Below are 13,582 nucleotides of genomic sequence, written 5' to 3' on the forward strand. Positions count from 1 at the left end.
GACTAGGAAAACCCCATGGCTAACGACATAGAATCTCAAAGTGAACTATTTATTCCAGGTAATAGAAAACCAGCACCGGCAGAATATTTCGCTGAAATGGCACAGTGGTGCGAAACAAATAACATTCAGCATGATGTATACGGTAGCGGCGAATTAATCCAATCGTTTGAACAAAAAGTGGCAGATCTTTTAGGCTTTGAAGCTGGCTTATTTGTTATTACTGGTACTATGACTCAAGCGACCGTGTTGGAACTTGTTTGTAAGCAAAAGAAAAACCCGTTGGTGGGGATGCATGAGTCTAGCCATATTACTCGGTTTGAAAGCCAAGGGTATCGAATGCAGAACCGGTTTGATGTTATTCCACTAGGCAACCGTTATCGCCCTTGGACCAGAGAAGATTTATACGCTTGGCCGGATGACCTTGCGGCGATTCTTTATGAACTCCCAATGAGAGAGTTGGGCGGACAGCTTCCTAGCTGGCAAGAGATGGAACAAATTAAGCAATACTGTCAGGAGAAGAAAATTCATTTGCATATGGATGGAGCTCGTTTGTGGGAAACTGCAGCTTTTTATCAGAAAGACTATAAGGAAATTTCTAGCGGCTTTGATAGCGCCTATGTATCTCTATATAAAGGCATTAACGGTTTAGGTGGTTCCATGCTACTTGGTAACAAAGAACTCATTGAGCTCGCTTCCCTTTGGATGAAGCGCCAAGGTGGGAATGTCTACCATCGAACGCCCTACGTTGTTTCAGCAGCAATGCAGTTTGATGAGCGTTTAGCTCAAATGCCCAGCTTGTTTGAGCGTACACGGCAAGTGTATAAAATAATTAATGAATTTCCACTCTTTACACTTAACCCAACTGAACCTCAGAGCAATATGCTGCATCTGATGTTTCCTGTCAGTTATGAGAAACTGGTGGAGTTGCGTGACCGAATTGCAAAAGAAAAAGGTGTCTGGATTGGCCGGCCGCAAATCATGGAGCATCCAAGTATGTCTAAGATGGAGTGGTATGTAGGAGATAACTTACTCGCTATGGAAGATGATACTTTACGTGATGTGCTTGATTGGCTCACTAAAGAAATGCAAATTCCGGCTTAACTATACGTTATATTCCCCCTTAGCAATCTAAGGGGGAGAGAGAACAAATTTAGTTGTAGTCGCTACCAGCTAATACTCGAGAAGTTTTTGCTGTGTTGATATCCATAATATGACACTGGATTTGATAGCCTGCCCACAATACATGCGCATCAATGAAGCCAGGGTAGTAGATCGATTGTTTAGCACCAAGCTGGTTTTTAAAATCAGGATCGTGATAAGCCATAAAGTAATGACTATTAATATAGCCAGCCGTAGTGTTGATAATACCTAACCCATTAAAACCTTTAACGTTTTGCGCATAATTAACGAGTACAACAGGCGTGAATTCCATTTTCGGCGTCCATTTTTTCAATGTAGGATGCCCCCCATTGTCAAACGTAGGTTGTAAGCTAACGGTACAAGCAAAGTAAGTTGGGTGGGAAGGAGTACTATCTGCGCTTAGCTTTAACCTGAACGCTGTATCTACGACATGGCTACTTTCGAAATGCAAACTCGAAGCGAATGCGGGAAACATAAAAAGATAACATATTGATGATAAAAGTATTTTTTTCATGAAAGTATTTTCCATATGATAAAAAAAATTTATACCATATGAGGAGGCTCTAAACTAATGATTAAAAATAATGATTGTATGTCTGTTCTATTATTGTTATTTGTACTTGCTGACAAGTTGTTCCAATACGCCTTCATTTTTTAGCTCATCAAATGCGTTTTGAAAGCTTTGGACCAGAATTTTGTCGGTGTCTTTGTGCAAAGCAAAGTAGCCACCATTTTCTGAATAGGTCCAAGGTGGATATTCTTCAGTGATCCACTTTAACTCTTTCCAAGATGTTTCCGATGCATGTGCGATCACAGCTATTGCATACAACATTATTGTGATGAACATCTGCCTCATTGAATAAACACTCTATAAACTTATCTTATTGTTCATAGTGTAGTGAAGCTTCCATTTACTAGCTTACTTTTTGAACATAATGTATTTGTATAAATGGCATAAAAAAGCGCATATGCATTGGTGACTGAATAAAAAGTAAAGTTTATCCGGTCTGACGTACAGGGTGTTTTTTTGGAGGAATAAAATGACATCAAGGTGGATTCGCATCTCTATTCTCAGCTTTTTGGTTAGTTTGTTTATCAAGTCGGAAGCTTTGGCTTCCAAAGCGTCAGCAGAAACGCTTTATAGCGACAATGGTATTGCCTATATGAAGCAAGGGGATTCCAGCAGTGAGTATCGTTTAATATTTATCCATGGCTCTCCTGGAAGCAAGGAGGGATATCAAACGTATTTAGGCGATGATTGGCTTGCTCAACATGCAGAGTTAATTTCCGTCGATCGAATTGGCTATGGTCAATCGCCTAAGCAACTGGATTACGAAATAGAATCACAGGCAAGCTCTATCGCGCCTTTACTTTCTAAGGACAAAAAAAATATTTTAGTTGGTCATTCCTTGGGTGGGCCTATTGCACTTAATCTCGCGATCATGTATCCAGATTTGGTTCAAGGGTTGGTACTCGTCGCTCCCGCGTTTGACCCTAAGCTAGAAGAACCTAAATGGTACAATGAGCTCGCTGATACTTGGTTAGTAGGAGCATTCCTATCTGACGAGTGGAAAAAATCTAACGGCGAGATGATGCCGTTAGCCGATGAATTGAGTAAGCTGAGTCGCAAGGATTGGCATAAACTTGATGGCACGGATGTGACGCTCATACATGGCAAAGAAGACACAATTTCTGATCCGCACAACTCACAATTCGCGATGGAAAGATTAAACGGTCAAGGTAAAAAATTGGTTGAAGTGAAAGGGGCAGGGCATTTTATTTTATGGAAAGACCCACAACGAATAATAAAAGAAATTAAACCCATGCTTTTTTTAGAAAAGTCTGATAATTCTTGAGCTTAACTTTAAATATGTGCGAATTAAATTAGCGTTGAGAATAAAAAGCCGCTGAATACAGCGGCTTGTAAGTTTAGTTTAGAACAAACGATTTAAACCATTCAATGCAGCGACGCGGTAGGCTTCTGCCATAGTTGGGTAATTGAATGTGGTGTTAGTGAAATATTCGATGGTATTACCTTCACCTTTTTGTTCCATAATCGCTTGACCGATATGGATAATTTCCGATGCGCGTTCACCGAAGCAGTGAATACCGAGTATCGCTTTGGTTTCTCGATGGAAAAGAATCTTCAAACTGCCAACATCGTTACCCGCAATTTGTGCGCGAGCTAAGTGTTTAAACGACGCACAACCTACTTCGTATGGAACTTTGTCTGCGGTAAGTTCTTGCTCAGTTTTGCCCACAGAGCTGATTTCTGGAATCGTATAGATACCTGTAGGTATATCTTCGATTAAATGCCCTTGTGCTTGGCCACGAGTTATTGCTTGAGCTGCAAAGCGGCCTTGGTTGTATGCTGCGCTAGCTAAGCTTGGATAGCCAATAATATCACCGACCGCATAAACGTGTTCAGCTTTCGTTTGATAGTCATCATCAACCGAGATCAGCCCTCTTGAATTGGCATTTAAGCCTAATACTTCAAGGTTAAGTTGATCGGCATTCCCTGTTCGGCCATTGGCATAAAGCAAGCAATCTGCTTTCAATTTTTTGCCAGATGTTAAATGCAGAATAACGCCATCATCGGTGCCTTCTATTTTTTCGTATGTCTCATCATTGCGGATGATTATTCCGCTATTCCAAAAATGATAAGAGAGCGCGTCAGAAGTTTCGTTATCTAAGAAGGCTAGCAGGCGATCACGGGTATTAACGAGGTCCGTTTTTAACCCTAATCCTCTAAATATGGAAGCGTATTCGCAGCCGATAACGCCAGCACCATAAATGATGATATGTCTTGGATCTTCTTTTAGCTCAAGAATAGAGTCGCTATCGTAAATATGTTTGTGGTTAAAATCCACATTGTCTGGTTGATAAGGACGAGAGCCAGTAGCGATGACAAAATGATCTGCACTATAGTATTCAGTGCCTGCATCTGACTTTGTTACTGCTACTGTGTGTGCATCTACAAATTTCGCCGTACCAGAAATCAATGTGCAATCGTTACGGTCATAAAAGCCTTGTCTAAGGCGCGTCTGTTTTTCGCTAACGGATTTTGCTTGGCTCAGAATGTCGTAGAAAGTCGAGCGTAGTGTTGAATTGCTTTTGCGAAATAGGGGGTTGCTGTTGATTTCAATGATTCTGCTCACTGCTTGGCGCAGTGCTTTAGAAGGTATTGTTCCCCAATGTGTGCATCCGCCGCCGATGCTGTGTTCTTTTTCTATTACCGCAACGTTCATCCCTGCTTTGGTTAATCCCATTGCAGCCCCTTCACCGCCGGGACCACTGCCAATTACTATGGCATCGAAGTGCGTTGTTTGGGTCATTCCCACTCCTTTCAGATTACTCAATAGTCAGTGTAAGGAAATGTTAACAAACCAGCATACACGCGTCACATGAATAACGAAAAGTACGTACGCAACCTTAGATTGCAACTAAATTATAATGTCAAAGGTTGATACACATCATTGCAGGCAGGATAGTGTGTAAAAGGTGAGATTTTGAGTATAGGTACTGACTTTTGCGTCCATGCAAAAGTAGTAAACAGCGAGTTCTGAGAGTTAATCGCTGGATATGAAAGTAGGTAACTTGTGCGCAAACAAAATAACGCTATTGACTATTTAAGCTATCCCACACACCCAGTATATACATTATGCCCAACGCTCGATCATACAATCCATAACCTGGTCTAGCCCACTTCTCCTCACCCCAAATATGGCGACCATGATCAGGACGAACGTATCCTGTGAACTTGTGTTTATACAGTGTTTTTATCACTTCGACAGTATCAACAGAACCATCACATGCGCGGTGAGAAGTTTCAATAAAATCTCCGTTATCAAAACGTTTTACATTGCGAATATGGATAAAGTGGATACGGTCATGGAAAGCATCAATAATTTCCGGGATATCGTTTTCAGTAGAACCTAACGAACCTGTACACAAACTTAAACCGTTGTATGGGCTATCCACTAAATTTAGAAAGCGCTGAATGTTTTCTTTGTTGATGATAATGCGGGGTAGGCCAAAGATAGGGAAGGCTGGGTCATCAGGGTGGATACCCATTTTAATACCGCACTCCTCGCAAACTGGGATAACTTGTTCAAGGAAGTACTGGAGGTTAGACCAAAGATTTTCTGCGGTGAAGCCTTGATACTGTTTGAAGGTTTCTTTAAGTTTACCTAGCCTTTCTGGTTCCCAACCAGGCATGGTTACGTCAACATTTTGGGAAAGTTTTTCTATCAGCTCTGTTGGGTCGATATCGGTTATTTTACTTTTTTCAAAAAACAGAGCGTTGGAGCCATCTTCTGTTTGCTTAAACAAATCGGTACGAGTCCAATCAAACACAGGCATAAAATTGTAGCAAACGACTTTCACACCTGCTATTGCCAGCCGTCTTAATGTTTCTTTGTAGTTGTCTATGTAGTAATCACGAGTTTCAAGGCCGAGTTTTATGTCCTCATGAACGTTTACACTTTCGACCACTTCAATATTAAATCCAGCGCCTTCTATGCGTTGCTTCTCTTTTGTAATACGCTCTTCACTCCATAGCTCTCCAGCGGGCATATCGTGCAGCGACCATACAATACCCTCAACACCCGGTATTTGCTTAATCTGATCTAAAGTGACTTTGTCATTGCCTTCGCCATACCAGCGAAATGTCATTTTCATAACTAACCCTATCTTGGCATTTTGCTTGAGAATGTAGACTCCTATCATAACACTGGCAAAGAAACTAAGTCATCGTTTAGAAACGGTGTTTTAAAATGTTAGTTATGTGAAGGAGGCATTATATTTGGCCGCAAATAGTAAATGAGGCCATAAGAGCCTCATTTCTCAACAAGATCAATCTTTTAAGCGTCAAACTTTTTCGAGTGATTTTCTAATTTTTTAATGGATTGACTTTCCCTATTAGGTTTGTGGGTCATGCCAATCATAAAGAGTGCCATAATTAGGCAAAATACTAGCGGCAGCAAAAAAGCGCTGGCTAGTGCTCCCGTAACAATATTTCCATAATTAAATAGATATCCTACGGCTGCGACTAAAGCGACGATAATAGCAATGTGGCTATACTTTTTTAGGTTCATCATGTTCCCTTAGATATTAATGTGGCTAACTTGTAGTACGTTAGGGTTTACCCTTAGGGGAAAGTCAATAGAAAGTAACCGTCAATTTATTTGGTAAAAACACCTTGACCTTGACCGAAGGGTAACCTTTAGGATATGTCCATACCAAATAAATCGAAGGTGAAGATTATGGGTGTTCAAATGAAATACAATAACATCGGGCGGACTCAAACGTTTGATATTGAAAACATGAACTGTGCAAGTTGTGTAAACAAAATTGAAAAATCTTTGAATGTCTTACCCGGCGTGACCAAAGCGGTTGCTAATCTTGTAGACAAAGCGGTTACAGTTGAAGGAAACGCGACTGAGCAAGAAATTTTGAAGGCCCTTTCTAGTGCTGGTTACCCAGGTCAAGTTGTTGCGAAAGCACACGTTGAGCAAGTTTTCGACATCGAAAATATGAGCTGTGCTAGCTGCGTAAATAAAATCGAAACCGCCTTAAACGCCGTGTCTGGAGTAACAAAAGCGTTTGCTAACTTGGCTGATAAAACAGTTACTGTCGCTGGCTCAGCTTCACAAGCCGAACTTTTAAAAGCCTTGGCAGATGTTGGCTATCCCGGTAAAGCCGTGGTCACAGTAGCAAATGAAGTGACATTTGAAATTGACAATATGAGCTGTGCGAGTTGCGTAGCCAAAATAGAAAAAGCGCTCAACTCCTTATCTGGTGTTGTGAGCGCAGTTGCTAGCTTGGCTGATAAATCCGTCACCGTAAAAGGGACTGCACTGGAGTCAGAAATGCTCAGCGCATTAGAAGGGGTTGGCTATCCAGGTAAAAAACTGCTAGCTGATGAGCAAAGGGAAAAGAAAAAAGCGGAAGCCGAGCGTAAACAGTATAAGCATATGATGTGGGGAGCTGGGCTATCGTTGGCGCTTGGTGTTCCACTCATGATATGGGATTTTATCGGTGATACGGCAATAAATACCCCTACAGAGCAATGGATTTGGGGTTTTATCGGTTTACTTGTTTTAGGTATCCTTGTTGGTCCGGGTGGACACTTCTATAAAGGTGCTTGGGCAAACCTAAAACACGGCAGTACCAGCATGGATACTCTAGTTGCAATGGGGATTAGTACCGCATGGCTCTATAGTATGGTTGTTGTTCTATTTCCTGATGTATTTCCTGAAGCAGGGCGTTACGTCTACTTTGAAGCGGCAACCTTTATCGTTGGTCTCATCAATTTAGGTCACGGCTTAGGCCTTAGAGCGCGGGGTAAAACCAGTGAAGCGGTTAAAAAACTGATTGGCCTGCAACCGAAAACCGCTCGCGTCATCCGTGATGGCCAAGAAATCGACTTGCCTATTGAGGAAGTGAAAGTAGGTGATAGAATTCGTTTGCGCCCTGGAGACAAAGTCTCTGTTGATGGTCGTGTCGTTGAAGGAACGTCTGCAGTGGATGAGTCAATGCTCACTGGTGAACCTATTCCTGTGACTAAAGAAGCGAACGATTTGCTTTCTGCTGGTACCATCAACAAAAACGGTAGCTTGATCTTTGTCGCTGAAAAAGTGGGCGCAGACACCGCGTTAGCCAACATCATTCGTCTTGTAAAAAGTGCGCAAAATACCAAACTACCAATTGCTCAGTTAGCGGATAAGATCTCAGCAGTGTTTGTGCCATTTGTCGTCGGTGTCGCGATACTCTCTGCGTTAATATGGTATTTCGTTGGTCCAACACCAGCTCTGACTCATGCTCTGATTGTCTTTACAACCGTTGTTATTATCGCTTGTCCTTGTGCTCTTGGTCTTGCGACACCGCTATCCATAATCACAGGAGTTGGTAAAGCAGCGGAATTAGGACTCTTGGTTCGCAACGGTGAGTCTTTGCAGAAAGCGAGTAAACTTGATGTCATCATTGTTGATAAAACAGGTACTGTGACTGAGGGTAAACCGAGTGTTACCGATGTTGTTGCACTCAACGGATATCAACAAGATGAATTACTTCAATTAGCAGGTAGCATTGAGCAATCTTCAGAGCATCCGTTAGCGGAAGCGATTGTAGAATCAGCCAAGACTAAAAATCTAGAACTCGAAGTAAGTTCAGAATTTGAAGCAATATCTGGCTTTGGTATCGAAGGTAAATTAGGCGATAAAGTTGTTGCAATGGGTAACCATAAACTCATGGCGCGCAACAACATCGATACACAATCTGTCACAACTCAGATAGATAGTTTCGCTGAGCAAGGAAAAACACCAATGTATCTTGCTATTGATGGTACGCTTGCTGGCCTGATAGTTGTCGCTGACGCTATTCGTGAAGACTCAGCAGCAGCTATCCGTCGCCTACACAAAATGGGCTTAAAAGTGATTATGGCAACAGGTGATAACCCTAAAACAGCCGCAGCGGTTGCGAAGCAAGTCCATCTAGATGATTTCCGTGCAGAATGCTTGCCCGAAACGAAAGCCGAGTTAATTGATGAGCTACAAAAACAAGGCTTGCAGGTGGGTATGACTGGTGACGGCATTAATGATGCGCCTGCACTAGCGAAAGCAGATGTTGGTTTTGCTGTGGGCTCTGGCACTGACGTTGCCATTGAATCGGCCGATATTGCCTTAATGAGAGCATCTTTGCATGGTCTAGCTGATGCAGTCGAGCTTTCTAGAGCAACGCTTAGAAACATTAAAGAAAACTTGTTCTTCGCGTTTATATACAATGGATTAGGCATCCCATTGGCCGCTGGTGTACTTTATCCAGTTTGGGGTATTTTACTTAGCCCAATTGTTGCTGGTGGAGCGATGGCATTCTCATCCTTCACTGTAGTTACTAACGCTAATCGCTTGCGCAGATTTAAAGCGAGCAGACGCAGCTAATAATCTGAAAGAATAAAAAATCCGCCGAATTATGGCGGATTTTTTATGTTTAACCGAGTAGAGCAGGTTCTTGAGAGTTTATTCAAACTCAAGTGGATCGGGGCCAATGCGTTGGTTGTTGTCCAAACTTGCTATTTGCACCATATCGTCTTGATCTAACTCGAAGTCGAACACATTGAAGTTTTCTTCAATGCGATGATCCGTCACAGACTTTGGAATCACGACATTGCCAAGTTGAAGATGCCAGCGAATGATTATTTGTGCTGGCGATTTTTGGTGCTTACTGGCGATAGCTATGATAGTTTTATTTTCAAGAGCTTGCCCTTGACCTAATGGACTCCAAGCTTGGGTTTTCACGCCGGATTTGTTTAGGTTTTCTCGCAATGGAGCTTGCTGAAAGAAAGGGTGTAGCTCTATTTGGTTCAATACTGGTGTGACACCAGTTTCGTCGATAAGTCTCTGAATGTGCTGCTCGGTAAAGTTGGAGACGCCAATGGAACGAACCTTACCTTGTTCTTTGGCTTGAATTAACGCACGCCAAGTGTCAACGTATTTATCTTTATTTGGCGCTGGCCAGTGAATAAGTAGTAGATCGATATATTCAACCTGTAAGCGTTTTAAACTCGCTTCAAGTGCCGCAGTTGCAGAGTCAAAGCCTTGCTCTGAGTTCCACACCTTGGTGGTTAGATATATCTCCTCTCGGTCGATACCCGAGTCACGAATGCCGGCACCCACACCTTCTTCATTGTCATAGATGGCAGCAGTATCAATGTGACGATATCCGGATTTTAAAGCATGGCTAACCGCGTTTTTTGCTTGTTCTTGGCTTGCTCTCCAGACGCCAAGACCAAGCTGAGGAATTTGATTTCCATCTGAAAGTTGGATGATTGGTTGTTCGTTACTCATAAGAACCTCGATTGGGGAAGTATTACGCTATGAAACGGCATTTCATAATACACGAAAATTTATCCGTGAGAATGAAAAAAGCTTGCTTTAATAATCTCTGTTCTCTTCAGCACACTTGAATAAATGTATCTATAATTTCAATAGGTAATAGGTGAGAGTTTCAGCGATAGATTATGATTGCGAAAACGCTAGTTCGAGGTATGTTTGTTCTATTTTTGATTTGTGCTGGAAAAGCTTATGCGCAATATAAAATGCATTTTTTCCTACCTCATTTCCCTCCTTACACAATAGTGAATGCGCAAGGAGACTTTTCTGGTATCGGTTTAGACGCGATGAAACCAATTTTGGATTCAATTGGCGTTGAATATACCATTCAAGTTGGCTCTAATCATGGACGAGCCTTATCTGAGTTGAGAGGTGGTCGCTCAGATGGATTCTTTATGGCCTCAAAAAATGAGCAGCGAGATCAATTCGCTGTCTTCTCTGAATCTGTGATGATTAATCGTTGGGTTTGGGTGATGTTAAGGCAATCTAGGGAAAGCTTTAATCCAGATGAAAAAGACGATTATGTGATGGCGAGTTTGCTTAACACCAACACCAACTATTGGTTACAGAAGTCTGGTTATAAGACGGTGAAACCAGCGATGAATATACGGTCTTTGGTTAGCAAACTAGATAGTAGGGAAGTGGACGCTATTTTGGTAGCGGAGGCAGTATTCAATAGTGCGTTTAAGTATGATGCAAGATACCAAATCTTGACGCAGAAAGAAAAAGAGTTCGGTGTCTACGTATCTAAAGCCTTTCTAGAAGAGCATCCAGAGTTTATGGATAAACTAAACGAGGCTATACGCGAGCGCCGTTAAAGTTTACTCTAAATGGGCGACACTACCCTAAAGAGAGCTTCGAATGATACGTCACGTATTACTGATCAAATTTAAACAGTCAGCCCAAGAATCGGACATCAATCACTTAAAGTCGTTGTTTGAGTTTATGCCAGACAAAGTCGAAGGTGTCACGTCGGTCGAGTGGGGAAAAAATGACAGCCCAGAAGGTAAAAACCAAAATTACACCCACTGTGTGTTTATGACGTTTGCTGATGAGCAGGGCAGACAAAATTACTTACCACATCCTGAACATGAAGCTTTGAAAGCTGTGTTTCGACCTCTTTTAGAGGATGTGATTGTATTTGATTATCAGATATAACGTTATGTATAGCGCTATCCACACTTAATTATCTAATGCACTGTCTTTAGCCTACACTGCTCCGTTAAAAGCTAGAGCATAAAATGTTATTAATAGAGAATCATAATCTAAGTAACTTAAGTTTTTAGAGTTTTATTATCTGAAATTAAACCTTTACAAAGTTAACTAATTGGTGGAATAAATTACACATCATCTCGGAATAATAAAATCCAATTCAAAATAAACCTTATAATTAACATGGCAATTAACCAATAATATTAAGATTAAAATGTTATGTGATATATATCCGTAAATATATTATTGCCAATTTAAATTTTTAGCCTTAACGAATAACGTATTTATCAGACATCAGAACTCTAGTTTTGTAAGCAACCTAAATCCTTGTTTGCAAAGCCACGTTCCGTGTCTGTTTGGTTAAACTTACTTGCTTTATATCCAATGTTTGGAGGGCTCGTTACGCAAAGATTTCTTTGCTAGAGCCTACTCTTTCGTTTAGTAAAGTGAGAGGAATATAGATTAGTAGTGGTGTTCTATAAAAGCTTGGACCATGGCTTATAAAAAAGCAGGAGGCTGTTTATTATGAATAAGAAATACTATTTGACGGAAGTTTTATATTTAATATTGTTACTTTTAATTCTATCATTTTTATTTACAGACTACACTTATGCGGAGGATATTGATGTTTCTACACAATGTAGTTTTGAAAAACATTATTTAGCGACAGATACAGAAGAGTACGATTATTACCATTTTATAACATGTCCTCTTTCAAAAGAGCTTGGAAATTATTCTACTGATTTGGAAGTGCTCGAAAAAAATATCAACTTAGATACTTCTGACTTTCCAGAATCTGTCAATTCAGCGACCCCTATGATTTTGTTAGCTAAGGGAGGTGGTGGAGGTCAAGGCTTAGGCATAGGTGGATACCACAATGGAGGTAATGGTGGTACTGCCGTCATGGCCACTACGCTAAGTTTATTCCACAATGCCTATTTTTCGAATGAAAGCGGTTTCTCAGCCCCGGTTTATTGGGCAATAGGTGAAGCTGGTGTAAAACAGTCCACGTCACTCGGGGGAAGCGGGGGAGCGGCGACTCTTATTATGACGAGTAATCCGCTAGAGCAAAGTCCAACCTCAAATAACGTTATTATGGTTGCGGGTGGTGGCGGTGGTGGGTCTTATTACACTGAGGGCGGAGGAGGGGATGAATCCATATCTCTAGATGGTGTAATGTATTATATCCCTGCCTCTGCGAATTACGATTCACAAGATGTTTTGGACGACGCTTTAGGTGGGCAAGGCGGATATAGAGCAGACTACGAAACTCCACCTAAATGGTTGAATCTGGACTCAAGCAGTGAATGGATTAGCTATGACTATGCCACTAACAAACTTCGACTTGGTAATGGTGCAGTTGTCGCTGAGGATGATGCTGATGATGGGAGTGTAGGTTACGGTGGTGGTGGGTATTTCGGCGGAAAAACGACGTTGTCGGTAGCTTATGATGCGAATGCAGCTGCAGAAGATGCTTCAGAGGCAGGTGGAAACTATGTTGTAGCGTCAGAGTTTGACCCAACGACTGGTAAAGATGGCGTCAGTGACTTTTTAAGCTTCGAATCCAAAGAACTTGCTCAAGGAACTTCTATTCTTACACCCAGCAATCAAGAAGAGGATGGGGAGGCCAACGTCATTTTGGTGACAGGAAAGGGGACGGCAACACGCCAAGTCAATCCAGAGTGTGGACTAGAGACGCAAACTCCTACAGTTGCTTTCCTTGTTGGACAAACAATGACGGAAAAGGAGTTTGATGAAAAACTACAAGGTGGGTATGAGTCTTACACCCCAGAGATGTATGAAAGTGCTAAAATCGCAGCAAACAAGTATTTTCATGCCGGATACCACCTGATATTTTTGACCTTTCATTCGGGGCACTATAGTAGGTACGGGACAGATGTAGGCTCATACAATCAAAATACGGATGTGAGTGTACATGACTACTTAGAAAGTTGGCTTACCAATAATTTAGATACATATGCTGATTTTGAAGTGATAACTAGAGATGACGTCTATGCAGACACGGAGGACTTTCTCCAGCTTGCATTATCAAATTACGCTAGTAGCCACAATAGTACCGTTGGTGAATTAGTTTGGTATGGCTTTGCTGCTAAAATAAAGAATGAAGATTATCTCGATTATGATTCCAAGTACCTTATCGATTCAGGGGTAAGGACAGTTTACATAACGACGGTAGATACGCCAGACACATTTGATGAGTGGAATGAAGATGGTAGTCACTTTACCAATCCATGCAAAACACGATATGTATTTGTTGACGATGCATAGAACTCGAAGTCGGTAAGTTTACTTACTTTTAGCCGAGCCATGAGGCTCGG

The 13,582-nt window shown here is 41.5% G+C and carries 12 protein-coding genes; 6 read left to right on the plus strand and 6 right to left on the minus strand.

Going from position 1 to position 13,582, the window contains the following annotated elements; genetic code table 11:
* Window positions 1–15 precede the first annotated feature (15 nt).
* Window positions 16–1,101 (plus strand): threonine aldolase family protein, encoded by a 1,086-nt coding sequence (locus ACM2FC_RS09005; RefSeq protein WP_498480574.1) that lies wholly within the window; start codon window positions 16–18, stop codon window positions 1,099–1,101.
* 49 nt (window positions 1,102–1,150) lie between these two features.
* Here the strand turns inward: ACM2FC_RS09005 and ACM2FC_RS09010 are convergent, their stop codons facing one another.
* Both ACM2FC_RS09010 and ACM2FC_RS09015 read right to left on the minus strand, forming a co-directional pair.
* Window positions 1,151–1,654, minus strand: a complete 504-nt coding sequence (locus ACM2FC_RS09010; RefSeq protein ID WP_498480575.1) for a hypothetical protein — start codon at window positions 1,652–1,654, stop codon at window positions 1,151–1,153.
* 96 nt (window positions 1,655–1,750) lie between these two features.
* Window positions 1,751–1,987 (minus strand): hypothetical protein, encoded by a 237-nt coding sequence (locus tag ACM2FC_RS09015; protein ID WP_498480576.1) that lies wholly within the window; start codon window positions 1,985–1,987, stop codon window positions 1,751–1,753.
* A 193-nt stretch (window positions 1,988–2,180) separates the two neighbouring features.
* Here ACM2FC_RS09015 and ACM2FC_RS09020 point away from each other — a divergent pair, with 193 nt between their 5' ends.
* A complete protein-coding gene (locus ACM2FC_RS09020) occupies window positions 2,181–2,996 on the plus strand; it encodes an alpha/beta fold hydrolase (RefSeq protein WP_498480577.1) in 816 nt (271 codons plus the stop codon).
* A gap of 78 nt (window positions 2,997–3,074) precedes the next feature.
* On the opposite strand, the gene sthA is transcribed toward ACM2FC_RS09020, so the two are convergent.
* The 3 genes from sthA to ACM2FC_RS09035 form a co-directional block, all read right to left on the minus strand.
* The gene (sthA, locus tag ACM2FC_RS09025) at window positions 3,075–4,475 is read right to left on the minus strand and encodes a Si-specific NAD(P)(+) transhydrogenase (RefSeq protein WP_498480578.1); all 1,401 of its coding nucleotides are present in this window, start codon (window positions 4,473–4,475) and stop codon (window positions 3,075–3,077) included.
* Window positions 4,476–4,758: 283 nt separating this feature from the next.
* Window positions 4,759–5,820 (minus strand): mannonate dehydratase, encoded by a 1,062-nt coding sequence (gene uxuA / locus ACM2FC_RS09030; protein WP_498480579.1) that lies wholly within the window; start codon window positions 5,818–5,820, stop codon window positions 4,759–4,761.
* A 182-nt stretch (window positions 5,821–6,002) separates the two neighbouring features.
* Entirely contained in the window at window positions 6,003–6,236 is a 234-nt protein-coding gene (locus tag ACM2FC_RS09035) for a hypothetical protein (protein WP_498480580.1), read from the minus strand.
* A gap of 168 nt (window positions 6,237–6,404) precedes the next feature.
* On the opposite strand from ACM2FC_RS09035, the gene ACM2FC_RS09040 reads away from it, so the two are divergent.
* Entirely contained in the window at window positions 6,405–9,080 is a 2,676-nt protein-coding gene (locus ACM2FC_RS09040; protein ID WP_498480581.1) for a heavy metal translocating P-type ATPase, read from the plus strand.
* Window positions 9,081–9,158: 78 nt separating this feature from the next.
* Here the strand turns inward: ACM2FC_RS09040 and ACM2FC_RS09045 are convergent, their stop codons facing one another.
* Window positions 9,159–9,986: an aldo/keto reductase gene (locus tag ACM2FC_RS09045; protein ID WP_498480582.1), complete on the minus strand. Its 828-nt coding sequence runs from the start codon at window positions 9,984–9,986 to the stop codon at window positions 9,159–9,161.
* A 173-nt stretch (window positions 9,987–10,159) separates the two neighbouring features.
* On the opposite strand from ACM2FC_RS09045, the gene ACM2FC_RS09050 reads away from it, so the two are divergent.
* The 3 genes from ACM2FC_RS09050 (at window position 10,160) to ACM2FC_RS09060 (ending at window position 13,532) form a co-directional block, all read left to right on the plus strand.
* Window positions 10,160–10,849 (plus strand): substrate-binding periplasmic protein, encoded by a 690-nt coding sequence (locus tag ACM2FC_RS09050; protein ID WP_498480583.1) that lies wholly within the window; start codon window positions 10,160–10,162, stop codon window positions 10,847–10,849.
* Between the two features lie 43 nt (window positions 10,850–10,892).
* Window positions 10,893–11,189: a Dabb family protein gene (locus ACM2FC_RS09055; protein WP_498480584.1), complete on the plus strand. Its 297-nt coding sequence runs from the start codon at window positions 10,893–10,895 to the stop codon at window positions 11,187–11,189.
* 579 nt (window positions 11,190–11,768) lie between these two features.
* Window positions 11,769–13,532 (plus strand): hypothetical protein, encoded by a 1,764-nt coding sequence (locus ACM2FC_RS09060; protein WP_498480585.1) that lies wholly within the window; start codon window positions 11,769–11,771, stop codon window positions 13,530–13,532.
* Window positions 13,533–13,582 lie beyond the last annotated feature (50 nt).

The organism is Vibrio sp. A37 (assembly GCF_059777565.1).

Bases quoted from the DNA above. Each gene is read 5' to 3' on its own strand.
- ACM2FC_RS09005 (WP_498480574.1), top strand. From the start codon at position 16: ATGGCTAACGACATAGAATCTCAAAGTGAACTATTTATTCCAGGTAAT.
- ACM2FC_RS09010 (WP_498480575.1), bottom strand. From the start codon at position 1,654: ATGAAAAAAATACTTTTATCATCAATATGTTATCTTTTTATGTTTCCC.
- ACM2FC_RS09015 (WP_498480576.1), bottom strand. From the start codon at position 1,987: ATGTTCATCACAATAATGTTGTATGCAATAGCTGTGATCGCACATGCA.
- ACM2FC_RS09020 (WP_498480577.1), top strand. From the start codon at position 2,181: ATGACATCAAGGTGGATTCGCATCTCTATTCTCAGCTTTTTGGTTAGT.
- sthA (WP_498480578.1), bottom strand. From the start codon at position 4,475: ATGACCCAAACAACGCACTTCGATGCCATAGTAATTGGCAGTGGTCCC.
- uxuA (WP_498480579.1), bottom strand. From the start codon at position 5,820: ATGAAAATGACATTTCGCTGGTATGGCGAAGGCAATGACAAAGTCACT.
- ACM2FC_RS09035 (WP_498480580.1), bottom strand. From the start codon at position 6,236: ATGAACCTAAAAAAGTATAGCCACATTGCTATTATCGTCGCTTTAGTC.
- ACM2FC_RS09040 (WP_498480581.1), top strand. From the start codon at position 6,405: ATGGGTGTTCAAATGAAATACAATAACATCGGGCGGACTCAAACGTTT.
- ACM2FC_RS09045 (WP_498480582.1), bottom strand. From the start codon at position 9,986: ATGAGTAACGAACAACCAATCATCCAACTTTCAGATGGAAATCAAATT.
- ACM2FC_RS09050 (WP_498480583.1), top strand. From the start codon at position 10,160: ATGATTGCGAAAACGCTAGTTCGAGGTATGTTTGTTCTATTTTTGATT.
- ACM2FC_RS09055 (WP_498480584.1), top strand. From the start codon at position 10,893: ATGATACGTCACGTATTACTGATCAAATTTAAACAGTCAGCCCAAGAA.
- ACM2FC_RS09060 (WP_498480585.1), top strand. From the start codon at position 11,769: ATGAATAAGAAATACTATTTGACGGAAGTTTTATATTTAATATTGTTA.